This is a genomic window from Pectobacterium aroidearum, assembly GCF_041228105.1.
Lineage (GTDB): Bacteria > Pseudomonadota > Gammaproteobacteria > Enterobacterales > Enterobacteriaceae > Pectobacterium > Pectobacterium aroidearum.
This window is the reverse complement of record NZ_CP166097.1, coordinates 4,430,709-4,456,412: the sequence shown is the minus strand read 5'-3', so window position 1 is coordinate 4,456,412 and position 25,704 is coordinate 4,430,709. Positions and strand designations below refer to the sequence as shown.

At 50.4% G+C, this 25,704-nt stretch carries 23 protein-coding genes and 1 tRNA gene; 13 read left to right on the top strand and 11 right to left on the bottom strand.

The genetic code is table 11. The features are described from left to right. Nucleotides 1-29: 29 nt before the first annotated feature. Together AB8809_RS20050 and AB8809_RS20045 are read right to left on the bottom strand one after the other, a co-directional pair. Complete coding sequence (locus AB8809_RS20050; protein ID WP_349855367.1) at nucleotides 30-992, bottom strand: hypothetical protein; 963 nt, start codon at nucleotides 990-992, stop codon at nucleotides 30-32. Between the two features lie 95 nt (nucleotides 993-1,087). Further along, entirely contained in the window at nucleotides 1,088-1,723 is a 636-nt protein-coding gene (locus AB8809_RS20045; RefSeq protein WP_349855365.1) for a hypothetical protein, read from the bottom strand. Between the two features lie 191 nt (nucleotides 1,724-1,914). On the opposite strand from AB8809_RS20045, the gene AB8809_RS20040 reads away from it, so the two are divergent. Both AB8809_RS20040 and AB8809_RS20035 read left to right on the top strand, forming a co-directional pair. Continuing rightward, nucleotides 1,915-3,372 carry a TraI domain-containing protein gene (locus AB8809_RS20040; protein WP_349855363.1) on the top strand — a complete coding sequence of 486 codons (1,458 nt, stop codon included), beginning with the start codon at nucleotides 1,915-1,917 and terminating at the stop codon, nucleotides 3,370-3,372. A 40-nt stretch (nucleotides 3,373-3,412) separates the two neighbouring features. Next, nucleotides 3,413-4,387: a tyrosine-type recombinase/integrase gene (locus AB8809_RS20035; protein ID WP_349855361.1), complete on the top strand. Its 975-nt coding sequence runs from the start codon at nucleotides 3,413-3,415 to the stop codon at nucleotides 4,385-4,387. Between the two features lie 233 nt (nucleotides 4,388-4,620). On the opposite strand, the gene AB8809_RS20030 is transcribed toward AB8809_RS20035, so the two are convergent. The 6 genes from AB8809_RS20030 to aspA all read right to left on the bottom strand — a co-directional run bounded on the left by AB8809_RS20030 (nucleotide 4,621) and on the right by aspA (nucleotide 10,594). After that, nucleotides 4,621-4,696 (bottom strand) — tRNA-Phe (locus AB8809_RS20030). Nucleotides 4,697-4,822: 126 nt separating this feature from the next. Next, complete coding sequence (locus tag AB8809_RS20025; RefSeq protein ID WP_119871152.1) at nucleotides 4,823-5,398, bottom strand: transcriptional regulator; 576 nt, start codon at nucleotides 5,396-5,398, stop codon at nucleotides 4,823-4,825. 43 nt (nucleotides 5,399-5,441) lie between these two features. After that, nucleotides 5,442-7,166, bottom strand: coding sequence for a protein-disulfide reductase DsbD (locus tag AB8809_RS20020; RefSeq protein WP_349855359.1), 1,725 nt, complete (start codon nucleotides 7,164-7,166; stop codon nucleotides 5,442-5,444). Then, nucleotides 7,142-7,474 (bottom strand): divalent cation tolerance protein CutA, encoded by a 333-nt coding sequence (gene cutA / locus AB8809_RS20015; RefSeq protein WP_012773213.1) that lies wholly within the window; start codon nucleotides 7,472-7,474, stop codon nucleotides 7,142-7,144. Before cutA ends, AB8809_RS20020 begins: the two co-directional genes overlap by 25 nt. A gap of 131 nt (nucleotides 7,475-7,605) precedes the next feature. Then, on the bottom strand, nucleotides 7,606-8,907 hold the full coding sequence (locus tag AB8809_RS20010) for an anaerobic C4-dicarboxylate transporter (RefSeq protein ID WP_180777427.1): 1,302 nt from the start codon (nucleotides 8,905-8,907) through the stop codon (nucleotides 7,606-7,608). A 247-nt stretch (nucleotides 8,908-9,154) separates the two neighbouring features. Next, a complete protein-coding gene (gene aspA, locus AB8809_RS20005; protein WP_181845104.1) occupies nucleotides 9,155-10,594 on the bottom strand; it encodes an aspartate ammonia-lyase in 1,440 nt (479 codons plus the stop codon). A gap of 507 nt (nucleotides 10,595-11,101) precedes the next feature. Here aspA and AB8809_RS20000 point away from each other — a divergent pair. The 7 genes from AB8809_RS20000 (at nucleotide 11,102) to ubiA (ending at nucleotide 18,723) form a co-directional block, all read left to right on the top strand. Beyond that, entirely contained in the window at nucleotides 11,102-11,575 is a 474-nt protein-coding gene (locus AB8809_RS20000; RefSeq protein ID WP_012773216.1) for an FxsA family protein, read from the top strand. A gap of 231 nt (nucleotides 11,576-11,806) precedes the next feature. Further along, nucleotides 11,807-12,100: a co-chaperone GroES gene (locus AB8809_RS19995; protein WP_005971295.1), complete on the top strand. Its 294-nt coding sequence runs from the start codon at nucleotides 11,807-11,809 to the stop codon at nucleotides 12,098-12,100. 45 nt (nucleotides 12,101-12,145) lie between these two features. Next, a complete protein-coding gene (gene groL / locus AB8809_RS19990; protein WP_012773217.1) occupies nucleotides 12,146-13,792 on the top strand; it encodes a chaperonin GroEL in 1,647 nt (548 codons plus the stop codon). A 1,104-nt stretch (nucleotides 13,793-14,896) separates the two neighbouring features. Next, a complete protein-coding gene (gene ltrA, locus AB8809_RS19985; protein WP_349855355.1) occupies nucleotides 14,897-16,543 on the top strand; it encodes a group II intron reverse transcriptase/maturase in 1,647 nt (548 codons plus the stop codon). A gap of 65 nt (nucleotides 16,544-16,608) precedes the next feature. Continuing rightward, on the top strand, nucleotides 16,609-16,911 hold the full coding sequence (locus tag AB8809_RS19980) for a hypothetical protein (protein ID WP_349855353.1): 303 nt from the start codon (nucleotides 16,609-16,611) through the stop codon (nucleotides 16,909-16,911). Nucleotides 16,912-17,313: 402 nt separating this feature from the next. After that, a complete protein-coding gene (gene ubiC, locus AB8809_RS19975) occupies nucleotides 17,314-17,847 on the top strand; it encodes a chorismate lyase (RefSeq protein WP_012773218.1) in 534 nt (177 codons plus the stop codon). A gap of 12 nt (nucleotides 17,848-17,859) precedes the next feature. Then, a complete protein-coding gene (gene ubiA, locus AB8809_RS19970; protein ID WP_349855350.1) occupies nucleotides 17,860-18,723 on the top strand; it encodes a 4-hydroxybenzoate octaprenyltransferase in 864 nt (287 codons plus the stop codon). Between the two features lie 132 nt (nucleotides 18,724-18,855). Here the strand turns inward: ubiA and plsB are convergent, their stop codons facing one another. Next, nucleotides 18,856-21,324: a glycerol-3-phosphate 1-O-acyltransferase PlsB gene (gene plsB / locus AB8809_RS19965; protein ID WP_256553862.1), complete on the bottom strand. Its 2,469-nt coding sequence runs from the start codon at nucleotides 21,322-21,324 to the stop codon at nucleotides 18,856-18,858. 127 nt (nucleotides 21,325-21,451) lie between these two features. Here plsB and AB8809_RS19960 point away from each other — a divergent pair, with 127 nt between their 5' ends. The 3 genes from AB8809_RS19960 to AB8809_RS19950 all read left to right on the top strand — a co-directional run bounded on the left by AB8809_RS19960 (nucleotide 21,452) and on the right by AB8809_RS19950 (nucleotide 23,240). After that, nucleotides 21,452-21,817, top strand: coding sequence for a diacylglycerol kinase (locus AB8809_RS19960; RefSeq protein WP_012773221.1), 366 nt, complete (start codon nucleotides 21,452-21,454; stop codon nucleotides 21,815-21,817). A 110-nt stretch (nucleotides 21,818-21,927) separates the two neighbouring features. Beyond that, entirely contained in the window at nucleotides 21,928-22,536 is a 609-nt protein-coding gene (gene lexA / locus AB8809_RS19955) for a transcriptional repressor LexA (protein WP_012773222.1), read from the top strand. A gap of 494 nt (nucleotides 22,537-23,030) precedes the next feature. Further along, nucleotides 23,031-23,240: a CsbD family protein gene (locus tag AB8809_RS19950; protein ID WP_010298839.1), complete on the top strand. Its 210-nt coding sequence runs from the start codon at nucleotides 23,031-23,033 to the stop codon at nucleotides 23,238-23,240. Between the two features lie 91 nt (nucleotides 23,241-23,331). On the opposite strand, the gene zur is transcribed toward AB8809_RS19950, so the two are convergent. Together zur and AB8809_RS19940 are read right to left on the bottom strand one after the other, a co-directional pair. Beyond that, the gene (gene zur / locus AB8809_RS19945; protein WP_010298842.1) at nucleotides 23,332-23,841 is read right to left on the bottom strand and encodes a zinc uptake transcriptional repressor Zur; all 510 of its coding nucleotides are present in this window, start codon (nucleotides 23,839-23,841) and stop codon (nucleotides 23,332-23,334) included. A gap of 106 nt (nucleotides 23,842-23,947) precedes the next feature. Further along, the gene (locus tag AB8809_RS19940) at nucleotides 23,948-24,646 is read right to left on the bottom strand and encodes a pirin family protein (RefSeq protein WP_182100378.1); all 699 of its coding nucleotides are present in this window, start codon (nucleotides 24,644-24,646) and stop codon (nucleotides 23,948-23,950) included. A 112-nt stretch (nucleotides 24,647-24,758) separates the two neighbouring features. Here AB8809_RS19940 and AB8809_RS19935 point away from each other — a divergent pair, with 112 nt between their 5' ends. Continuing rightward, the gene (locus AB8809_RS19935) at nucleotides 24,759-25,655 is read left to right on the top strand and encodes a LysR family transcriptional regulator (protein WP_012773225.1); all 897 of its coding nucleotides are present in this window, start codon (nucleotides 24,759-24,761) and stop codon (nucleotides 25,653-25,655) included. Nucleotides 25,656-25,704: the final 49 nt, after the last annotated feature.

Genomic DNA, 25,704 nt, shown 5'->3' with positions numbered 1-25,704 from the left:
TTTAATACTATTTTACAGTGGTGAGCTGTTTATCTTTTTTCTTCAGAGAGAAACTCTGATACATCCCAAGGAGGACTTTCTTCTATAGTCTTCAGCAGCATAATAGGAAGTAATTCCCCCATAGATAGAAAGAACGCATGTTGCTTAGGGAGTGAAACTGCTTTCCATGTCAGTGTTTTACATTCACTGGCGCATTCACAGTAATTAATCAATTTGGCGATATTTTCCTTGCTTACGTCATTCAAGTAATAGGAATATGAAGCAAACACAGAGTCAAATTTAACGCCATTAATATTTCGCCGTTCTTTTATTATAATTCCGTACTTACGTGAATGTGCCCCCTCTTCTGAATTCCAGAATATAACCTCATTAGCGCGATGTTTATCCCTGTATTCTTCACTGTTTTCCGCTTCCAGGCATAACCCGTTCGTCAGTGGAACGGCTGGTGTACAACCCGTGACGAAATGGCGACATATCGCTTCCGGCTCCACTTGCTCATACCAACTATAACTGGCGCTGGGGGCGATGAACCGTGATTCACCCGTTAACCATTCTGGCGATACCCGGAACCATTGCGCTACAGTGGCTAGCAAATCGCTGGTTAGATAGTCCATTGTTCTTTCACGGTTTTCCAGAATGCTAAGCTTCACATTCCAGGGGGCTAGCAAGGCAGCAATATCGGTTACCCCTAACCCATGAGCATCCATCAGTAATTGAAATCGTTCATAGACGCTTGCAGCACGGTTTTCCAGAGGAAAAAAAGTGGAGCGAAACAACCCGTCGAGCATAATATTGGTCACCTCAGATGCGGTAATCCCCATACGCTCAGAAAGCACGTCCAGTACTGCTTTAACTTTAGGCCGGTAACGGATGGATGTTGGCTGAAGAGGGAGTCCTTTACTGTTCTCAGCTTCTTCACGTAACATGTCCGCATCCACGTTGATTAACATACCTGCCATAATTGACGTGAATGTACTATTTGCGATTTTCATTTTACCTTTTACCTTTCCTGTCTATTCAGGCTGTGTTCTGGCCTCTGAATCCAGACTAGTCCTTCACCTGACGTATGTATAACGAGTAATTTCGATCATTCAGATCGACTACGTTTATGTATTGATTTTGAATACGACAGAACCCTGCGTGAAGCGTTAATTGTTTTCTGTCTGCTGAAAATTCTTTTCCTTCTGATAACAACAATGGCTCCTGTGGTTGCCGGATAAAACCAGCGCCATTCTTTCAGAAAAACCTCTATTTGCAGCCCGATGGCTTCAGTCGTCCCGACAGTTCTCCGAACGATATGGAAGTGATAATCCGGTCCAGGGAAACGTTGACGCAGTCGGGAAATCCTCCATGAATTCAGTAAATGGGAAGACATCACTACGGTTGCGTTCTCTTTTTCCAGCATCGTTGATGTGAGTGTCATCAATCCCGACCAGTAGAAACAGAGGCGATCCATTGTTAATCCGCCCGTTTTTGACCAGGGATTTAAATGGATGTGATAGTGGTTTCGCCTTTGATTGCATTGAAATGCCTGTGTTTTAAAACGACCGATGACGGCGGAGACAGGACGAAGAAGCAAGGGGGATAAGAACAAAGAGAGCGATAAAACGCCAGTGACCAGTGAATGTTGTGTCCCGGTCTGGCTCGTCATGACAATGGCCACCAATACGCATGCTATACCCCAGAATCCGAGTACTCCTGAAATGATAAATTTGCTTTTCATGATCCCCCCTTATGAAAGTCCCGTATTCAGACATGCCAGGTGTACGGTTGCATTACGAAATTCTTCACGAGAAGGAAAAAGAAAACTTCAAGGCCTTAATGGATGTGGCTCGCTATACACTTTTCACTTGTGTAGTGGGGGATAAAACATAGCGTAATGCCCCTTTCCCCCGATTAAACACAAGGACCTGCATGTTAAAGTGGTTCAGAAATAAAGTGGGCGCTACCACGGAGAGCATGCCGATACCCCTTCAACAGGTAGACGGATGGTTTACTCCGCAAAACGCGGATGCACTGCTGTCTACTAAGGAAAGAAAGCGCGCGCTCCAGCAATTGTGGGATAACAGCCCGTTTTCTCAGGACGTGTGGGACATTTACTGGCTGCAAACAGTGAGATCTCTGGCCGTTACTGTTCAGCAACTCCCCCTCGATAATGAAGACGAATACTGTCGTCCAGGTGGTTTCCTGGATATGGCTCTGGATGTGGCTGTATGCGCTGTCAGGCTTTCCAGAGGATATATGCTGCCTCCAGGCGCACAGCCAGAAGAGCAGGCTGCTCAGAGCTCTGCCTGGACGTCTGCGATTTTTTGGGCTGCATTGTTACACAACATAGAGCGTTTATCAGGGTTGAAGGTTGTTGTGCAAAACGGTGTGTGGATCCCCGGTTTGTCAGTTCCTGATGCGCCATGGCGTGTCAGATTTGAAGTGAGCCCTGGTGATGTTCATGCCAGAACTGCGGCAGTGGCGTTACGACTGATACCCTCTCCAGGCATCACATGGATCGCTCGCTGGCCTCATATTCTGGATTTACTGCTTGTTTATCTTTCCGGTAAAAAATCTGAAGCTGGCATACTGAATGCGATTGTACTTAACGCCAGAGAAAAGTGCGGTATCAAAACGAATGATATTGCGCTCCCTGCACCGGTCGAACTGGCGATTCCTGCTGCCACTATAGAACAGAATCCTCCTGTAGTATCCGTTGAGCAAGGGACAGCCACGGTAATTTCATCACTCATTGATTCTGTTGATAATAATTACAATGATAATCAATTAAAGGAAGCGCAGCCTGTTGTCTCTGCGTTGGTATCTGCAATTGATCAGGATGATTTATCCGACAGCTCATCAGGGATTGATGAATCACAAACTCATCTCCCTGTTACTGCTGATTTACTGAATGTTCTTGACCAGCAATTAACTGCAACGGTACCGGCTACTCCGGCTCCCGAGGTCAGTATCACTTCATCGAATGAAATGAATGAAGTAGAAAAAAAACCAGTCCCTCAGGAAGAACTATTTTGGGTGTGGTTGATTAATGCTGTCAGGGATGGTTCGTTGACGATAAATAATTCGGATAGCCTGGTTCATATTATGAGCCAGTATGTTTTCCTGCAAACGCCAGACTGTTTTTATCGTTTTTTTTCTATCTGTAATGATTCTTCTATTGATAAGGATACGCTTCAAAAGAATTTTGAAAGTCTTAATCGACACTATTCACGGAGCGGAAAGGGAATTTATATTTATCGAAAATATGAAAATGAAAATAAAGAGGGGCGTTATACAAAAATGTCGGGGTATATGATTGCATCTGAATTGATATTTGATAAGGGGGCATGTCCGTCAGATAGTATCTGGTTATCGCCTAATAAGTGATTTTTTAATTTTAAATTAGTTTTTATAAGGAAATAAGGTAATGACTGTAACCTATGAAGATATCATTCAGGATTACTTTTTTAGTAAGCCTTTACGACCTGCAACCGAAATAAGCTACAAGAAAGTCCTGAATCTTTTTTTACGATTCACGGGAGAGAAGGTTTTGCCGGCTGATGTAGATCGTCATACGGTGCTCAGTTGGCGGAGACATCTGTTGAATGAACGCCAGCTCTCTACTATCACATGGAATAATCGGGTAGCTCATATGCGTGCCATTTTTAATCACGCAATGAAATATGATTTTGTACAAATGAAAGAGAATCCCTTTAACAGTGTGGTAGCCAGACCTGACGTTAAGCGTAAAAAAACGCTATCAGAAGAACAGATCCGAAAAATCTATTTGGTGATGGAAGCCAGAGAAGAAAAAGAGTTTGAGGATTGTGATTTCCGAAGTGCACTACGCCCAGCCTGGTTCTGGCTGACAGTCATCGATACGCTGCGCTATACGGGCATGAGGCAAAATCAGCTGCTACACATTCGCCTGGAAGACATTAATCTGGATGAGGGCTGGATAAATCTGCGGCCAGAGGCTTCCAAAAATCATAAAGAGCATATCGTCCCAATCACGACGTTACTCAGACCACGTCTGGAGCGACTTTATCATGCAGCGCTTAATCAGGATGCGAACATGGGGGATCAGCTTTTCAACGTTCATCTGTTTAAAGGACGGAAAAGCAATGTATCTAAAAACATGGATCCTCCACCAATGCGGGCTTTTTTTCGTCGACTGTCAGTGGAATGCCGTTGCACGATAAGCCCACACCGATTCAGGCATACGATCGCCACCGAGATGATGAAATCACCGGATCGCAATCTTAAAATTGTTCAGACGCTACTGGGGCACTCGAATGTCAGCGTGACGCTGGAGTATGTGGAAGGGAACATGGATATTGTCAGGAATGCACTGGAGCAGGAATTTAGCAGGAAAAGTGTGCGCGTTGCCGGCATAGTATGATGAAAATATCGTAATTTTCTTTACACAAGATTGACATAACCAACGTGGCACTGTAAAAATCCGTTTCGGAAAGACGAGAGAAACCAGAGGCATCTACTAAATGCCTCTGGTTCTTAAGTCCCGTATGTTCAATCCACGATGTAAATGCTCTAACCATCTACATGAAGACGACTTGGGTGCTTTTTTCATGCCCGTTAAGGATCTCATCTCTTAACGAACAGGCTCTGAAGAAGTGGTGCCCGGACTCGGAATCGAACCAAGGACACGAGGATTTTCAATCCTCTGCTCTACCGACTGAGCTATCCGGGCAACGGGGCGCATTAAACCGTATTGGCCGCGTGGCGTCAACGGGTTTATCAATGAAAGCATGGAAAACCCTACTGACTGCCGACTTTTCAGCCAAAATGCGGGCTTTACCGCATTTTGTGCCTGAAATCAGGTGAGTGCGCCGTTTTTGCGGCACAGCGCAAAGCGTAAGACATCTTCTGCCAGCCGCTGGGCGGTGGCGATGCTGGCGGCCTGATGTTTGACCAGCAGGTTGCTCAGGCAACCTTCCAGAATCAATTCCATCTGCTGCGCCACCATTTCGGGATCGTCGGTTTCCAGCTCTTCCAGTAAATCGCGGGTGTACTGATAAGAGGCTAGCTTTTGCTGTTCCGCGATCTGGTGGATGGGGTGATTGATATCAGGGAAAAAGCTGCACGCGGCAATAAACAAGCAGCCCGGATAGCGCTGTTTGTTCACCGACTCATGCAGCACCTGATAACGTGCCAGCAGCTTCTGCTCAATGGTTTTCTCGTCGTCTAGTAACAGCTGACGCCGCCAGGTATCGACCTGCTGACTATGGTGGCGCAGGCCGTCGTACAGCAGCGCCTCCCGATCCGGCCAGAATGGTGTCAGTTCTTCTACCGGAACCCCCAGTCTCTCCGCCAGCATATCCAGCGTCGTCATCGCGAATCCGTGCTGCTCCAGCAGAGTAAGCGCATGTTCAAGAACGTCTTCCCGTTGCATTAGGTCTCCTCCAGAAGCACAACAAGCGAATTGAAAGTGTCGTTTATGGGCTGAACTTCTGCAAATGTGCCTGAAATTGTTCAGCGTTCATAAAACCGGTGACGCGTGAGCCGGGGATCTCTTTCCCCTGAGCGTCAAAAAATACGATGGTTGGCAGCCCTAAAACCTGTAGCTTTTTCAGCAGCGCGTTTTGTTCTTCGCGGTTCGCGGTGACGTCCGCCTGTAGCAGCGTGATGCGCGACAGATGGTTCTGCACCGCCGGGTCGCTGAACGTGTATTTCTCAAACTCTTTGCAGGCCACACACCAGTCAGCGTAAAGATCGAGCATAACAGGCTGAGCGCTCTTTGCCAGCGCGCTGTTGAGATCGGCAATATTGGCGACAGGGGCAAAGTTCAGTGCTGAGGTGTGGGCTTGTGCCACGCCAGCCGGAGGAAATACCCAGTCTTGCAGCGGCTTGGCGCTGATCACCACGCCTGCCAGCAGCAGTAACTGCACGCCACGCATCCAGCCTTTGCCGCTGCGCAGCGTCAGCATAAGCGCCCAGCCGAAGAAGGCGATACCCAGCGCGCTCCACAGCCGCATTCCCCAGGCTTCGCCAAGAATACGTTCCAACAGGAAGACGGGCAGCGCCAGAATAATAAAGCCAAATGCTTCCTTAACGTACTGCATCCACGGGCCGCTACGCGGCAGCAGTTTGTTGCCGAACAGCGTGACCAGAATGAGCGGCAAGCCCATGCCCAGCGCGTAGAGGTAAAGTGTGCCGCCGCCTGTCAGCATGTTGCCGCTCTGGGCGATGTAAAGCAGGATGGCGCTGAGCGGGGCGGTAGTGCAGGGCGAACAAATCAGCCCGGCCAACGCGCCCATGCAGAATACACCCGTAACGGAGCCGCCTTGCTGACGGTTACTCCACTCTGTCAGTCGGGTTTGTACCGATGACGGGAGCTGGAGCGTATACAGGCCAAACATAGAGAGCGCCAACGCGACAAACATCACTGACAGGCCAATCAAAATATAAGGATGCTGGAGCGCGGCCTGAAAGCGCAATCCGGCCGCGGCGACAACCAGCCCGAGCAGCGTGTAGGTCAGCGCCATCCCCTGAACATAGGTCATCGACAGCAGTAGCGTGCGGCGTGGCGTCAACTGCTCTTTTCTGCCCAGCACCAGACTGGCAATCAGCGGGTACATCGGCAGAACGCAGGGAGTAAAAGCGACGCCGATACCAATCAGCAACGCCCACCACGGCGAGAACGGCATCGGCGTGGTCTGTGGCGTCTGGGCTGATGCGGTATTCGATGTGTCTGTGCCTGCGTTAGCCAGCACCTGACTGAGAGGAACAACTCGCGTTTCCGGTGGATAGCAGAAACCGGCATCGGCGCAGCCTTGATAGGTTACTTTGACGGTCGCACCGCTCTCGGCCTGTTCAATGGGAACCGCTAGCGCCAGCCGATCCCGCAGAATAAAGACCTGACCAAAGAACTCGTCGTTATGGCTTTCGCCCTGTGGCAGCTCCACCTTGCCAAGCGTGGCACCGTTCCCTTCGATCTTGATCTGTGCGCGGTACAGGTAGTAATCAGGGTGGATATCCCAGCGCAGGTTGAGCTGATTGTTTTTCTGCTGAAACTCAAAGGCGAACGCCCCATCAACCGGCAGAAAGCGCGATGTCGTGCTGTTGCCAAACAGTTTTTGGCCGAAAGAAGAAGCAGCCACATTCGGTGTGCCGAAAGCCGTCCATAACAGGAAAATCAGCGTAAAGATGCGTTGAGCCATGTCAGATAATCGCTATCGCCCCCGGATACCGGCAGAACTAACAGTTCCGGCGTATCGTAAGGGTGTTGTTGTTTCAGATGAGTCAGCAGGGCTTGCTGATGTGAGGTATCGCTTTTTATCAGCATTTGTACTTCTGATTGCTGTTCGAGCTTACCTTCCCAGTAATAGAGCGAACGAGCGCCGGGCAGCAGGGTGACGCAGGCGGCAAGCCGCGTTTCCAGCAGCGAATGGGCAAGCTGTTGCGCACAGACCTCGTCAGGTGCGGTACATAATATGACGACGGCATCGCAAAGCGGGCGGTCAGACATCATATCCTCCGTGTCAGATGAACAAATCCCAGACAACCAGAGCCACACTATACCTTGCTTTATTTGTGTGAGGAAATGATGCGGATCGACGTGTCAGGTCGATCCGCGAGGGTCTGTCAGAAAGGCAATCTTTAGATCAGGATGCTGCCGAGGATAAAGCCAAATATCACCGACAACGTAATCGCGATCACGCCGGGAATCAGGAAGGAGTGGTTAAACACAAATTTGCCGATGCGCGTTGAGCCAGTGTCGTCCATCTCCACCGCTGCCAGCAGAGTGGGGTAGGTCGGCAGAACGAACAGTGCGGAAACGGCAGCAAAAGACGCTACGGCCGTGACCGGAGAGACGCCCAGCAGCAGCGCCGCAGGCATCAGCGCTTTCGCCGTTGCCGCCTGCGAGTAAAGCAGCGTCGCGGCGAAGAACAGCACGACGGCCAGCATCCACGGGTAGCTTTGCAGCAGCGCGCCTGCGGTGTCCTGAATATCAGAAATGTGTGCTTTAACAAAGGTATCGCCCAGCCAGGCCACGCCCATCACGCAGATACAGGCGCTCATGCCGGACTTAAACGTGCTGGCAGAGAGGATGCGTGCGGTGTCGATTTTGCAGGTGATGCAAATCAGCGTGGCGATGGTCAGCATGAAGACCACAATGGCTTCGTTACGAGGTAGTACCGGGTTCTGAATCAACCCAACGGTGCCGCTGATTGCCGTGGCATACAGAACGACCGCGACGATACCAATCAAAAACAGCACCACGGAAAGTTTGGCGCCCGGTTTGATCTCATGTTGGCTATTACCACGCAGCGTAGTTTCACCTTTTTTCAGACGTTCCTGATAAATCGGATCGTCTTTCAGCTCTTTACCCAGGAAATTGGTCACTATCGCCGTCAACAGGATGGCTGCCAGCGTGGTAGGAATACAGATCCCCAGCAGCAATAGATAGCTAACCCCATGTGGTTCAAGAATACCGGCGACAAACACCACCGCCGCTGAGATTGGCGACGCGGTAATCGCGATTTGCGAGGCGACAACGGCAATCGAAAGCGGACGAGAAGGGCGAATCCCCTGCTCTTTGGCGACTTCGGCGATAACGGGCAGGGTGGAAAACGCGGTGTGTCCGGTTCCGGCCAGAATCGTCATGAAGTAGGTGACCAGCGGCGCGAGAAAGGTGACGTATTTCGGGTGTTTACGTAGCAGTTTCTCCGCCAGACTGACCAGATAATCCATTCCGCCCGCCACCTGCATGGCGGCGATGGCGGCGATAACGGCCATAATAATTTCAATGACATCAAAAGGGATTGCGCCGGGCTTTATCTGGAACCCTAGCGTAAGTACAAGCACCCCTAGGCCACCAGCGAAACCAATGCCGATGCCTCCTAGTCGTGCCCCCAAATAGATGGCGAGCAGAACGATGAATAACTCAAGACCAAGCATGACTATGCTCCTTAATTAATAAAAAAATTCAATCTACTCGTCATACTTCAAGCTGCTTGTGCGTTGGCTGCCCTTACTCACCCCAGTCACTTACTTGTGTAAGCTCCTGGGGATTCATGCGGTTGCCGCCTTCATGCAACTCGAATTATTTAGAGTACATAACTTATTCTTATGGCTGTATGCAGCAAAAAATAAAGGCACGCTGTTCTTCGTGAACGGACGTGCCTGTTGGAATTAAATGTTGGTGTTAAGGAAGCTCGTTTTCATCGGTGTAGCGTTTAGCTTTGTACGCCGGGTGCATCAGGTTCTGTATGGAGAAAATGTCATCCAGCTCGGCTTCGGTTAGCAGGCCGCGTTCCAGTACGACTTCGCGTACGCTTTTTCCCGTTTCCGCACAGATCCTGCCGACGATGTCGCCGTTATGGTGGCCGATGAACGGATTCAGGTACGTCACAATCCCGATGGAGTTGAAGACATAGGCTTCGCAGACGCTCTTATTCGCCGTGATGCCGTTGACGCATTTCTCCAGCAGGTTGTAACAGGCATTAGTCAGGATGTGGGTCGATTCAAACATGGCCTGACCGATAACCGGCTCCATCACGTTTAACTGCAATTGCCCGGCCTCTGATGCCATCGTGACGCAGGTGTCGTTACCGATGACCTTGAAGCACACCTGATTGACGACTTCCGGCACGACCGGGTTAACCTTGGCGGGCATGATCGAGGAACCCGCTTGTAGCTCCGGCAGGTTGATTTCATTCAGGCCAGCGCGTGGACCGGAAGAGAGCAGGCGCAGGTCATTACAGATTTTCGACAGCTTCACTGCCAGACGCTTCAGCGAGCTGTGTACCATGACATAGGCGCCGCAGTCTGACGTCGCTTCGATCAAATCTTCTGCTGGCACACACGCCAGGCCGCTGACTTCCGCCAGACGCTGCACCGCCAGTTGCTGATAGCCGTCTGGCGTATTCAGACGCGTACCGATTGCGGTAGCCCCCAGATTGACTTCAAGCAGCAGCTCCGCCGTGCGCAGTAGGTTTTTGATTTCTTCCTGCAACAGCACGTTAAACGCATGAAACTCCTGGCCGAGCGTCATCGGCACTGCGTCCTGCAACTGGGTCCGCCCCATCTTCAGAACGTCTTCAAACTCTTTGGCTTTGCGCTCGAAGCCATCGCTCAGTTTCGCGATCGCTTCCGTCAGCTTCAGTACGGAGGCATAGACCGCGATACGAAATCCGGTGGGGTAGGCATCATTCGTGGACTGGCATTTATTCAGATGATCGTTGGGGTTCAGATACTGGTATTCGCCTTTCTGGTGGCCCATCAGCTCCAGACCAATATTGGCTAATACTTCGTTGGTATTCATATTAACTGACGTGCCAGCGCCCCCCTGATAAACATCGACCGGAAACTGATCCATGCATTTTCCGTTATTCAGCACTTCATCACAGGCACGGATGATGACGTCGGCGATTTTTTTCGGGATAGTTTGCAGCTCTCTGTTCGCCAATGCCGCGGCTTTTTTCACCATGACCATGCCGCGTACGAACTCGGGTATGTCGCTGATTTTATTGTTGCTGATGTAGAAGTTTTCGATGGCACGCAGCGTGTGAACGCCATAATACGCGTCTGCGGGAACTTCTCGGGTGCCTAACAGGTCTTCTTCAATACGGATGTTTTCTGACATGAAAATTCCTATCCTGTTGTGCGACTAGTGATGTGACTAGACGTTGTGGGCTGGTTGTTCGGATGGCTTACTTCGGAAAACGCCTGACTTTAGAAAACAATGCGACTACGGATAAACCGTCTTCTCTCAGCAATAGCCTTGGGATGTTTGACCAACCATATATCCATTGCCGTGAGGATATGTCGTTACGACAGTGAAAAACAGGTGTTTAGATCACTATACTGGCGTTCTCTACCGTTACGGTAAATGAACTGTGATTGTAGTCACGAGTCATTATTTTAGAACAATAATCGAGGGGTGACGGCTTGAAAATGTGCAAAGACGCCTCCATTTACGTAATCACGATGTGCCGAATCGCAGAGCAGGCGTGCCTTTTACCTTATCCATTGGTCGTAAAGCCCATTGGTAGTAGAGCGTACTGATTTTTCAATCGCGACGGCTTAACACGTTCTTATTCACACTCGTTCTGCTTAACACAGTACGCGTAAAAACACACAGGAGAACCGGGTGCGCTGGTTACCGTTATTACTGATTTTTCTTTTAGCTTACATTGAGATATCGCTGTTTATTCAGGTGGCTGAAGTGTTGGGCGTCGCCATGACCCTGCTGCTGGTGGTCTTCACGTCTTGCGTGGGCGTGTCGCTGGTGCGCAATCAGGGAATGAAAACGCTGGTGCAGATGCAGCAGAAAATGGCGGCGGGTGAAAGCCCAGCGGCTGAAATGGTTAAAAGCGTGTCGCTGGTGCTGGCTGGTTTCTTACTCCTGATTCCGGGTTTCCTGACCGACTTTTTGGGCCTGTTGCTGCTGCTGCCACCGGTACAGAAAAGCCTGACCCTCAAACTGATGCCTCATCTGCATATCTGGCGTTCTGGCTCCGGCGCGTCGTCGTCTTCTGGTGGTAACACCTTTGAAGGTGAATACCAGCGCAAGGATGGCGGGAGCGCAAATATTGAACATCGCGACGATCGTGACGACCGTTAACGTCAAGGTGAACTGAAAAGCAGCTAAGGATTATCATATTGATAATCCTTATTTTTTATCTGCTACCTGCGACGAGTGGGCACCTAACGCAAAAAAAATGAATTTTCTCCCTTGAAGGGCGACGAAACGCCCCCACTTAGAACACCACAAGGCCAATGATGAAAAGCATAAGCAAGACATCGTCGGCGTTTATCCTAAACCGATATGGACTTTCTCAAAGGAGAGCTATCAATGAATATTCGTCCATTGCATGACCGCGTGATCGTCAAGCGCAAAGAAGTCGAGTCAAAATCTGCTGGCGGTATCGTACTGACTGGTTCCGCTGCTGGTAAATCTACCCGCGGTGAAGTTCTGGCCGTAGGTCACGGACGTATCCTGGAAAATGGCGAAGTGAAGCCGCTGGACGTGAAAGTTGGCGACATCGTTATTTTCAATGATGGCTATGGCGTGAAGGCAGAGAAGATCGATAACGAAGAAGTGTTGATCATGTCTGAAAGCGACATTCTGGCAATTGTTGAAGCGTAATTGCGCGTAATCATCTGAACTGAACGAATTTAAGGGAAATACACCATGGCAGCTAAAGACGTAAAATTCGGTAATGACGCTCGCGTAAAAATGCTGCGCGGCGTAAATGTACTGGCTGATGCAGTGAAGGTTACCCTGGGCCCGAAAGGCCGTAATGTCGTGTTGGATAAATCCTTCGGTGCACCGACCATTACTAAAGACGGCGTATCTGTTGCGCGTGAAATCGAGCTGGAAGACAAGTTTGAGAACATGGGCGCGCAGATGGTGAAAGAAGTTGCCTCTAAAGCGAATGACGCAGCAGGCGACGGCACCACGACCGCAACCGTATTGGCGCAGGCTATCATCACTGAAGGCCTGAAAGCTGTTGCAGCGGGCATGAACCCGATGGATCTGAAGCGCGGTATCGATAAAGCCGTTATCGCCGCTGTTGAAGAGCTGAAAGCACTGTCTGTACCGTGCTCTGACTCTAAAGCTATTGCTCAGGTTGGTACCATCTCTGCTAACTCCGACGAAACCGTCGGCAAAATGATTGCTGAAGCGATGGACAAAGTCGGTAAAGAAGGCGTGATCACCGTTGAAGAAGGTACCGGTCTGCAAGACGAGCTGGACGTGGTTGAAGGTATGCAGTTCGACCGTGGCTACCTGTCTCCGTACTTCATCAACAAGCCGGAAACTGGTGCTGTAGAACTGGAAAGCCCGTTCATCCTGCTGGCTGATAAAAAAATCTCCAACATCCGCGAAATGCTGCCAGTATTGGAAGCCGTCGCGAAAGCCGGCAAACCGCTGGTTATCGTTGCTGAAGATGTTGAAGGCGAAGCACTGGCAACGCTGGTGGTTAACACCATGCGCGGCATCGTGAAAGTGGCTGCGGTGAAAGCACCAGGCTTCGGCGACCGTCGTAAAGCCATGCTGCAAGATATCGCGACGCTGACTGGCGGTACCGTTATCTCTGAAGAGATCGGTCTGGAGCTGGAAAAAGCGACGCTGGAAGATCTGGGTCAGGCAAAACGCGTTGTGATCAACAAAGACACCACCACCATCATCGATGGTACCGGTGAAGAAGCTGCGATCCAGGGCCGTGTTGCTCAGATCCGTCAGCAGGTTGAAGAAGCGACGTCTGATTACGACCGTGAAAAACTGCAAGAGCGTGTGGCTAAACTGGCTGGCGGCGTAGCCGTTATCAAAGTTGGCGCAGCAACTGAAGTTGAGATGAAAGAGAAGAAAGCACGCGTTGAAGATGCCCTGGCTGCGACTCGCGCCGCGGTAGAAGAAGGCGTGGTTGCTGGTGGTGGTGTGGCGCTGGTTCGCGTTGCCGCTAAACTGGCTTCTCTGACTGCTCAGAACGAAGACCAGAACGTGGGTATCAAAGTTGCGCTGCGCGCGATGGAAGCACCACTGCGTCAGATCGTTTCCAACGCTGGTGAAGAGCCATCTGTGGTTGCGAACACCGTTAAAGCGGGCGAAGGTAACTACGGTTACAACGCAGCAACGGAAGAATACGGCAACATGATCGACTTCGGTATCCTGGATCCGACCAAAGTTACCCGTTCTGCGCTGCAATACGCCGCTTCCGTTGCGGGTCTGATGATCACCACTGAATGTATGGTAACCGACCTGCCGAAAAGCGATGCGCCTGACTTAGGTGCTGCTGGCGGTATGGGCGGCATGGGTGGTATGGGCGGCATGATGTAGTGCGACGAGAGTCGTGTAGGTAGCTAGCCTAGCGGACTACTTCCATAGTGAGTATTAACGAATGTTATGCTCACTATTTCCCGCTAAATTAGCACAAATATGATAAATGTCCGATGTTCCGGACTTTAAATGCCTCCGGAACATCGGCTCTTCGCTAAGCGAAGAACTAACTTCTGGATATGGCTTTAAAGTCAGAATCCCCTAAAACTTACAAATGTATTAACTGTTATAACTATTTGAAATTTATCAAATATAGTAACGATTATAACTATTGTAACGTCCAAAAGATTCACGCTGAAGCAAGTTGAGGTTTGACTTGTGATGTAGCGGGGTAACTATCGTCTTTATCAACACTATGTGCACTAGCGCCTACCGGTGTGAAGCTGTACTGATGATTGTCTGACTGTATTGCTGTTTGATGCAGAGCCAGACCTGTTATGTAACTAACAGTAGCCTAGGAGCAGCGCGTTACCAGTAATGGTGAGGTGTGAGAGCGTTCTGACAATGTACTCCTCGATGTGTGGGCATTGCGTTACTGTGAGGTAAGCAATGGATTTTGCCAGTAGCAGGCGGATGAGAGGCTAGGCTGGATCATAGGGTTAACGTTAAGTGAACTGTTGTAAGCACCGTCAGCCGCAAACAGCAAAAGCTACTGTTATGCTGTGACCAAAAAAGGTACAGGGTCGGTTATTCCTTTTACATCTGGGAATACGTTGCCATCAGACCTTCGGTGTATAGGCAGAACCTAAGTGATTCGTGTCATGAGTACGGAACTCGGTAAGCCCGTATTTTTGCCCTTGTGGCAGGGGAGTCGTAAGACAAACTGTTGAGAGTGCGGGTAGAGGAGGTTGGAAGAAGCGAATGCCATTCTTTAATCGAGTGGATAAGGGGTTAAATGTTCCCCTACCGGAAACGGGGCAGACTTCTGGCTGGTCTTTAATTGTGTGCAGTAATGTAAAGCAATCTAACGTGACAGAAAGTGATTAAGGCGGTATCCGCCATCTTAATCTTACCCTTGCGGGAGCAGATAACACTCCCGCAAGGGGGCTGTTCGTCTGCTACTTGCCTGGGGCTTTCCAACATAGCACTGAGGAGGGTAGCAAGATGAGTACGTTAGTAAAAGTACCTGCGCCTTTCGGCAGGACGAATGATTGGCACCGCATCGATTGGGTACAAATTCATCGTCATGTCAGAGGGCTACAGATACGAATCGCAAAGGCAACGGAGCAACAGCGCTGGCGTAGGGTGAAAGCCCTGCAAAGGATGCTGACGCGCTCGTTTGCAGCTAAAGCACTGGCTGTCAGACGAGTTACCGAAAATCGAGGCAAAAAGACAGCCGGAGTGGATCGCCAGTTGTGGAACACTCCCGGAAGTAAGTGGCAGGCGATCGACCAGCTAAAACGGACAGGTTACAAACCTTATCCGTTAAGGCGTGTTTACATTCCCAAGAGCAACGGCAAACTCCGTCCTCTAGGCATACCGACGATGAAGGACAGAGCTATGCAGGCGTTATACCTGCTGGCACTTGACCCCGTCTCGGAAACAACGGCCGATCGCAACAGCTATGGATTCCGTCCGGCACGTTCGGCGGCAGATGCGATTGAGCAATGTTTTGTTAATCTCAGTCGTAAAAGCTCTGCTGAATGGGTACTGGAAGGCGATATAAAAGGGTGTTTTGACAATATCAGCCATGACTGGTTACTTGACAACATTCCGTTGGATAAACAGGTACTCGGAAAATGGCTGAAAGCGGGATTCATGGAATCCGGTCGGTTACACCCGACGGAGGCTGGTACACCACAGGGAGGCATTATTTCCCCCGTACTAGCGAATATGGCACTGGATGGGCTGGAAGCGGTCTTAGAAACCCATTTTGGGAAGAAAAACACCAAAGCCAGTTACAAAACCAAGGTCAATTATGTGCGTTATGCAGATGATTTCATCATCACTGGCATCTCTCAGGAGTTGCTGGAAAATGAAGTCAAACCCCTCGTTGAAGCCTTTATGGCGGAACGGGGGCTGCAATTGTCACCAGAGAAAACGGTGTTGACGCATATTTCCGAAGGGTTTGATTTTCTGGGGCAGAACGTGCGCAAGTACCACGGCAAAATGCTGATAAAGCCGGCTGCTAAGGGATTGCGTAACCATCTTCAGAAAATCCGGCAAATAGTGAAACGCAATGCGGCGTCAAAACAGGGTGACCTGATAAGACAACTTAATCCGGTACTAAGGGGTTGGGCAAATTATCATCGTCATATTGTTGCCAAAGAAACGTTTAGCTACATCGACTATCGCCTCTGGAAATTACTCTGGCGCTGGTCAGGCCGACGGCACGGCAATCGCAACAAATACTGGGTGAAGCAGAAGTATTTTCACTCTGTAGGTAGCGAAAACTGGGTATTCCAGAGTGTCGATGCAGAAAACGGCCTGCAAAGGTTGGTGTCTTGCAAAGATATCCCTATAAAACGTCACATTAAAATCAGGTCTGAGGCTAATCCATACGATCCGGTTGACGAGTTGTACTTCGAACAGCGGCAGGTTAAGCGTTGGAAAGAAGGTAAAATGCAGCGTGGAAAACTGAGATTAATTTGGGAGCGACAAGGCCATCGGTGTCCGATCTGCCACCAGCTATTCAGAGATAACGATGATTGGGATGTCCATCATATTGTCAGACGGGTAGATGGTGGCGGTGACGAAATCGATAATTTAATGATGCTGCATCCTAACTGCCATCGGTTGGTGCACAGTTAAAATACGCTCGACAGTCACTAGACCCACATCTAATCTATGGTTTTATACCTTGATGGGAGTGGTCTATGAGCATTACTAAACGTCATATGGAAGATCAGCAGGATAAATTCAATGTTGCCACAAATATCGCAATTGAAGCTGGGGTATTAGAACGCTGCGAATACTGTGAAGCTACGGTTTTTCAAGGTGACGAGGACATTGAAGAAGCCTATAAGCTTGGTAACACTCAATTTAGTAAAGGCGAATTTGAAGGTTTCTTTGAATCTCGAAGAGAGATGACAGATGCTATCAAAGACGCAGTAGAATCGGGTGACCATGCGGCAGAATGCTGTTTCCATTGTCACGATAAAATGTACGGTGATGACTGAGCATTAACGTTGTCGGCCCAAACAGTAGTGCGGGCTTATAAAGGCTTGAGCCGTATGCGGGGAAACTTGCACGTACGGTTCTTAGGGGGCGGCGGCACAGTAATGTGCTGCTGCTACCCGACATGTGACGCCATTGTCACCGGAAGCGATTTTCCGGTGACAGTGAGTCAGGTTACAGAAGCTCGTCTTTCTGTCCTTCAAAGAGCACTATCCGGTCGCGATACCGGGTGGTGCTTTTTTTATGCGTCGCGCATCCAGCCACATTGCCGAAATGTTGCCACATCGGGGATGAATTGGTTTATAGCGTGTTATCGGGGCAAGCATTCTGCGCTACAATAGGGGCGCTTACTTTATTTACGAATGCTGTTATTTGGCAAAGTAACCCTGTTTGGAGTAGGGACAATGTCTGACGATGTGTCTACGCTTTTGCGCACCATTTCCTGGTTTGCTGAACCTCCTTCGGTATTACCTGAGCATATTGGTGACTGGCTGATGGAAACCAGTTCCATGACGCAGCGGCTTGAAAAATATTGTGCCCAATTGACCGTGACGCTTTGCCGTGAGGGATTCGTGTCGCCACAATCGCTGGGTGAAGAGAGCGAACAGCTTCCACCTGACGAACGTTATTGGCTGCGTGAGGTGGTGCTGTATGGCGACGAGCGTCCCTGGCTGTTTGGCCGTACCATCGTTCCGCAACAGACGCTCGACGGAACGGATTCCGCCCTGACGAAAATAGGCAATCAGCCGTTAGGCCGTTATCTGTTTGAGCAAAAATCGCTAACGCGTGATTACATTCATACCGGATGCTGCGAAGGCTTATGGGCGCGGCGTTCCCGCCTGTGTCTTTCTGGTTTTCCGTTACTGTTGACTGAGCTTTTCTTACCGGAATCACCGGTTTATTACACACCGAGTGATGAAGGTTGGCAGGTAATTTGAGGAGATAAATCCTTGGAAAGAAGTGTTACAGCAGGGAAATGGCTGGCTTATTGTCGCTTGATGCGAATTGATAAACCGATAGGTTCTCTGCTGCTGCTGTGGCCAACGCTATGGGCGCTGTGGCTGGCGGGAGGGGGAGCGCCTGCGCCGTGGACGCTCTTTGTTTTTGTCGCTGGCGTGTTCTTAATGCGTGCGGCGGGCTGCGTCATCAATGACTATGCCGATCGACACTTTGACGGTCATGTAAAACGTACCGCTTCTCGCCCATTACCCAGTGGTGAGGTGAGCGAGCAATCTGCCAAAGTGCTGTTTGTCGTGCTGGTCTTGCTGGCGTTTGGTCTGGTGCTGACGCTGAATACGATGACGATCTGGCTGTCCGTTGCGGGGCTGGGGCTGGCATGGGTCTATCCGTTTATGAAACGGGTCAGCCATCTTCCTCAGTTTGTGCTGGGCGCCGCGTTTGGCTGGTCGATCCCGATGGCGTATGCCGCAGTGAGTGAAAGCCTGCCTGCAACCTGCTGGATGATGTTTCTGGCGTATATCTGCTGGACGGTCGCCTACGATACCCAATATGCGATGGTGGATCGCGACGACGATCTGAAGATCGGTGTGAAATCCACTGCGATCTTGTTTGGCCGTTTTGACAATCTCATCATCGGGTTATTGCAGTTTAGTATGCTGGCGCTGTTGTTGGTTTTAGGAACGATGACCGGATTGGGAATGCCGTACTACATTTCGCTGTTGGTGGCTGGCGGGATGTTTATCTATCAGCAAATACTCACGGCCGGGCGCGAGCGCGACGCCTGTTTTAAGGCGTTTCACAACAATAAGTACGCGGGAATGGCGATATTTATCGGTGTGCTGTTTGGCCTGTAAGCTGAATAGCAGAGACAAAAAAGCAGCGATTTCTCGCTGCTTTTTTTATGGCAGAACATCCAGATGTATCCGTGATGCTAAACGCACTCGCGGCTTGATGGCGGCGTATCCATCCGCCATTTTCTCGCCTGACTACTCCTGCGTTGTCTCTTCCACTACCTGGCTTTCGGCTTCCATTTCAGCGGATGAGCTGGCGCTTTCAATGGTCAAGCGCACTTCTGGGGTGATCAAATCGCCGAGAATGTTGTAGATCGCCACGATATCACCTTGCGCCGCTTCCGCACTGTCGGTGATATAGCCTTCCGTCCGTAAGGTTGCGACCAGCGTTGAGAACACCGCTTTATCAAAGAACTCTGGCGCATTGATGCCGTGCAGGACGGACAGGCGTTGAGCCATGTTCCGGCTTTCTTTTTCCAGCGTTCCGCGGTTGATTTCTGGATTCGCACACAGCAACGACAGCGTAATCGCATAACGTTGCAGCGTTTCACGCACGCCTGCCGACAGCAATTGCAGCGTGCGGATACGTGGCGGATTGATCGCCAGCTCACCGTCACGACTGCACAACAACTGCTGTTGAACCAGTTCATTAGCCAACGTTTCCAGCACGCCCGGTAATTGCTCTTTGGAATAGTGCAGGAACAGTTCGGATTGCAGCAGCGGATAGATCAGCGCGATCTGGCGCACGACTTCTGCAAGCGTAATCCGACGGTGGTGGATGACGATGCTGGCGATCAGCGACGGTAACACCAACAGATGCTGGATGTTATTGCGATAGTACGTCATCAGAACGGCCTGCTCGCGCGGCAGAATGATGATATCGCCAATGCTGTCCTTCTCGACTTCGAACTTGTTCATGCTCAGCGCATGTTCCAACAGTTCATCCGCTGTCTTTTTGGGAACCGTAATATCTTTGTGGTAAGGAACCTGACGCAGCAGTTGCAGATAGCAATCCAGCTGTTCTTGCATTTGCTCGCGAGTCAGTGAGCGCTGGCGGGATGCCAAAAGAGCCGTAGAACACAGGTTCATCGCGTTTGCTGCCGCAGAATTATTGATGCGTACCATGATATCCATCGAGATATCCTGCACCGTCGGCGTTAGCCAACTTGGGCGCTGTGCTTCGATAGGATCAATCGCATCACGCCATTGCGGAACATGCTGGTTCAGATAGGTGGTCAACGGGAGTGGTTCACCGAAGTTCACATACCCCTGGCCGAGATTACGCAGTTTGCGTAAACCGCGCACCATCTGCATAAAGCCTTCTTTTTCCTTCACCGCGCCGCGCAGCTCTTTCGCATAGGTGCCGACTTCCATCACATGCTCGTAGCCGACATAAATCGGCACCAGCGTGATAGGGCGCGTACCGCCTCTGAGCATGGCCTGAATCGTCATCGCCAGCGTACCGGTTTTCGGCTCTAACAGGCGACCCGTGCGTGAACGTCCGCCTTCCATGAAGTATTCCACCGAATAACCACGGGCAAACAGTTCACCCAGATACTCACGGAAAATAGTGGAATACAGCTTATTGCCTTTGAAGGTACGACGAATGAAGAAGGCGCCAAGGCGACGGAAGATCGGACCCGCTGGCCAGAAATTAAGATTGATGCCTGCGGCGATGTGCGGCGGCACTAGGCCCTGATGGTATAGGACGTAGGACAGCAGCAGATAGTCCATATGGCTGCGGTGGCAGGGCACATAGACAATACCATGACCATCCTGTGCCAGCTGACGAACGCGTTCGGCGTTATGGACGTTGATCCCTTGATAAAGGCGGTTCCACGTCCAGCTTAAGACGCGATCCGACAGACGCACGGCTTCGTAGGAGAAGTCGGCGGCGATTTCTTCCATCAACGCAATGGCGTTCTGCTGCGCTTTTTCATGGGAAATCTTCTTACTGCGCGCCTCATCGTCTACGGCCTTCTTGATCGCTTTGGAATCCAGCAGCTTATTAAACAGTTCCTGACGTACCGGCAAGCGTGGGCCAACTGCCGCCAAACGCTGGCGGGAGAAGTGCATACGCGCGACGCGCGCCAGTTTGTGGGCTATGGTTTTGTCAGTGCCATGCTCGGTCGCCATATAGCGCAGCGACACCGGGCTGGAGAAGCGAACAAAACTGTCACGCCCTAGCCACAGGACGGCGAAGAATTTCTCAATGCCGTTGAGCAATCGCAGGTGTGGTGTAGCCTGAGAATGGCCTTCCCGACCCGGAGAACGTCCAAACATCACGGAAACCGGCACCATCTGCACGTCTAAATCTGGATTGGCGCGATGCAGATCCAGATAGTCGTGGAACAGCTTGACGGATTTCTGCTTGGGAACGTAATAGCGGAAGACGCGCGGCCCGTCATTAATAAAGACGTGGCTGGGAAGTTCGACGCCGTTGAATTCGAACGATTGCGAGGGATCGGGTAACCCCAATGCCAGGCATTTCGCGCGTAGCGTCAAGAGATCCGCCTGAGAGTTATAAGGCAGAACATAGAGTATAGGACGTGAGGGATCTAACCCCAACTCGACCACGGGATCTGCGGGAATAACTTTACTTTTAACCAGCAGTTTTAGTGGGAGATTCAATAATTTATAGTAAATTTTACGCCAACCTGACATAACAACTTGGAGCCTCTTGTTAGCAATGCGCCGCAAGGATACCAGAAACTGCGTCGGAAATCTGTGGTGGTGAGACAACGTAAGCGCGTTAAAATGCGAACTATTTTACGTAAAGAATGGAGGATAAATGAATAAAGCAACGGGGATGACCCGGATTATTAAGGCGACCGGTTATTCCCTTAAGGGGCTGAAGCAGGCTTGGCAACATGAGGCGGCATTTCGTCAGGAAACAATATTGACGATTGTCGGCGTGATTATTGCGTGTCTGCTGCCGGTTACGCTGGTCGAAAAGCTGCTGCTGATCGGGTCTGTGGTATTGATTATGCTTTTTGAGCTGGCTAACAGCGCCATTGAAGCGGTTGTCGATCGTATTGGCCTTGAGCATCACGAATTATCCGGTCGGGCGAAAGATATCGGGTCGGCGGCTGTTTTTGTTGCCATCGTGTTAGCGGCTGTCGTGTGGGGTAGCATTCTCTGGCAACATTTTGCCTGACGGCACGCATAAATGAATAAAAGTCAGAGGCTTTGCCTATATCTCCATTCCCAATTGTGGCGTACCTGTATATACTCACAGCAAGACTGTATAAACAACCAGGGGGCGGAATGAAAGTATTAACAGCAAGGCAGCAGCAGGTTTATGACCTGATCCGCGATCACATTGCGCAGACCGGAATGCCGCCAACGCGCGCGGAAATTGCTCAACAGCTGGGGTTTCGCTCTCCCAATGCGGCTGAAGAACATCTGAAAGCACTGGCGCGTAAAGGTGTGATTGAAATCGTATCGGGTGCTTCTCGAGGTATTCGTCTGCTGATGGAAGAAGAGACGGGTATTCCTCTGGTTGGTCGCGTGGCCGCAGGTGAGCCTCTGCTGGCGCAGGAACATATCGAATGTCACTATCAGGTTGACCCTGCAATGTTCAAACCCAGCGCTGATTTTTTGCTGCGCGTGAGCGGCATGTCGATGAAAGATATCGGTATTATGGATGGCGATTTACTGGCCGTGCATAAAACGGAAGATGTACGCAATGGTCAGATTGTCGTCGCGCGCATTGACGATGAAGTGACGGTAAAACGCCTGAAAAAGCAGGGCAATATGGTGCACCTTCTCGCTGAAAACGAAGAGTTTGCCCCCATTGTTGTTGACCTGCGTCAGCAGAGCTTTTCGATAGAAGGCTTAGCGGTTGGCGTGATTCGTAACAGCGACTGGAGCTAACGGTCATAGAGATGCACTGCTCGTCTTTCTGGGTCAGTGCATCACGTTTTTGTGTTAATCGCTTTATGTGTGAGTTGCTTCATGTGTGAGTGCCCCGCGTGTTAATCTGCTAGTTGTATATATTTCGTTACATTTCGCGTGTGTTTTCTCTTCTCTCCCTTACCGCCTGTTTTTCCATTACTTTTACGGTCATTTTTCCTTTCTTGGCGCCTTCGCTAGTTACAGATTCCTTATTTTTAATTTTAAGTAAAATATTCGACTATAATTTTTATCAAGGTAAGCATTTTTATCTCGATTGAGCGTTTAGTCATTAAACATTAGCCATCACATTTAGGTTAGCCTGGCAGATCGAGGAAGGGCAGTGGTGCAGAGCACCGTGATGGTTCACAGAATGATGACTCTGCTTACTGAACAATTTATCTGACACTGACTGACGCCTACGTCGGTAGTGACGATTCATTTATGCGCAATACACCTAAGGTACGGAGATTCTGATGAATAAAGACCAAGCCAGCGGTAACTGGAAACAGTTTAAAGGTAAAGCGAAAGAGCAATGGGGCAAATTAACGGATGACGATCTGACGGTCATCGAAGGTAAGCGTGACCAACTGGTGGGGAGAATCCAGGAGCGTTACGGGTACGCAAAAGAAGCGGCAGAGAAAGAAGTGAAACACTGGGAAGAGCATCACAAATATCACTGGTAGTGAACGTGATGCTAAAAAACGATAGCCCTGAGGGCTATCGTTTTTTTTATATAGAAAAACCTTGTCAGGCAGAAGGCCCCATCAATAAGCGCTAGCGTTTTTTAATCGGAACCGTATGGTCGTGATCGCAATGATCCGGCTGCTTGCATGATGCCACTTCCTGACAGCCTCCACACAGCCCGTGCGCTTCCACAACGCTGTGGCGCAGCGTAAATCCCGACTGCTGTGCCAGGCTACGTAATGTTTCTTCCACCCCTTCGGTTTGACGTTCCGTAACCTGTCCGCAGCGGTCACAGATGAAAAGGGCAGACGTATGGCTGTGGTCTTCGATATGGTGACACAGCACGTAGCTGTTGTTTGATTCGACTCGATGAATGAAGCCTTGTTCCAGCAGAAAATCCAGCGCGCGATAGACGGTCGGCGGTTTGGCCTGGGGCTCGGAAACTCGCAGCAGATCCAGCAGGTCATAAGCGCTGATAGCACCTGACTGCTGTGCCATAAGGCGTAAAACCTCTAACCGCTGTGGCGTTAGACGCACAGCGCGCTGCTGACAAATCTGTTCAGCCTGGGCAAGAAGTTTGTCCTGTTTGGTTGAATCCATTGTCATATCACCCTGACGCATTGAGGAACAAGACGGATATCTTACCACGGCTGAATAAAAACGCCGAACTGGCGGCGTTTTCCTGATAAAACAACGGACAGAAGATCTAGACGACCAGATCGATGAGCAGCGCACGCAAAGGCGATTCTGCCCGTAGCGTCAACGTTGTTTCTTCTTTGATAAAGGCGCCGTCGCCACAGTGTAGGGCTTCACTGCTCTGATTGCCTTTTACCACCATTGAACCGTGAATCAGTTGGAGGTATGCCTGATTTCCCTGCAGCGCGATCGTGCTTTGCTCATTCTGCTGGAGATCGACATGGTGGATCCAAACCTGCTGGCGCAGTTGCAGACTGGTGTGTTCACCTTCCGGCGACGCAAGCAGAGTATGGCTGGATGAATCCAATTCCATACGCTGTAACGGACTGTTCTCTCGAGTCTGACAGGCGTTTAGCCATAATTGCAGCCGCGTCAGCGGTTTACTGGCGCTGGTATTATGTTCGCTATAGCTGACGTTTGGCTGAGTGGCGAGCAGCAGCACATCTCCGGCTTTGGCCTGAATGTGGCAACCGTTACTATCGCGGTATTCTGCTTCACCCTGAAGAATAATGTTCAGGATATCGACCCGTGGATAGGTTCGTGGCTGGAACGATGCCCCCGGTGCCAATACTTCCTGATTGAGCACGCGTAGAGAAGCGTAGCCCAACAACTGTGGGTCAAAATAGTGACCAAAAGAGAAGGTGTAGCGTGCCTGCAACCAGCCATAGTCGGCCTGGCCGCATTGCCCCGCTGCTCTTCGTGTGATCATAATCTTTATCCCCCAGATAATAATTTCTTAAACCGATAGTAATTGTGTGGACGTTGGATTGTTAGCTAGTTAATCTGGTGGGTATATTCAAAATTCCTGAATGAGTACGAAGATGGCGAAAGAACGAGCTTTGACGCTGGAAGCCTTGAGGGTTATGGATGCGATCGATCGTCGCGGCAGCTTTGCCGCTGCGGCAGACGAGCTGGGTAGAGTGCCTTCGGCGCTGAGCTATACCATGCAAAAACTGGAAGAAGAGCTAGATGTGGTGTTGTTCGATCGTTCCGGGCATCGTACTAAATTCACGAATGTCGGACGAATGCTGCTGGAACGCGGACGTATTCTGCTGGAAGCGGCGGATAAACTCACTACGGATGCCGAAGCGTTGGCGCGCGGTTGGGAAACACACCTGACGATTGTGACGGAAGCGCTTATTCCGACTCAGCGGCTTTTTCCCTTAATCGATAAACTGGCGCTCAAAGCGAATACGCAGGTATCGATTCTGACGGAAGTGCTGGCGGGGGCGTGGGAGCGTCTTGAGCAAGGGCGTGCCGATATCGTGATTGCGCCGGACATGCATTTTCGTGCGTCTTCCGAAATGAATACCCGCAAGCTGTACACGATGAATAATGTGTATGTCGCCAGCCCTGAGCACCCCATTCATCAGGAACCTGAGCCGCTGTCGGATGCGACCCGAGTGAAATACCGTGGGATTGCGGTGGCGGACACGGCGCGTGAGCGCCCGGTACTGACCGTGCAACTGTTGGATAAACAGCAGCGTCTGACGGTGAGCTCTCTGGATGATAAGCGGCGTGCGCTGTTGGCGGGATTAGGCGTCGCGACCATGCCTTATCCAATGGTGGCGCAAGATATTGCCGAGGGGCGTTTACTGGTCGTTGGGCCGGAGCATCAAATGGAAAGCCAGATTATTATGGCGTGGCGGCGAGACAGCATGGGCGAGGCGAAGTCCTGGTTCCTGCGTGAAATTCCGAAGCTGCTAAACCAGCCCTAAATCCCGCACTTTGCTACGGCAAGGTGCGAACCACACCTTGCCTTGTGCT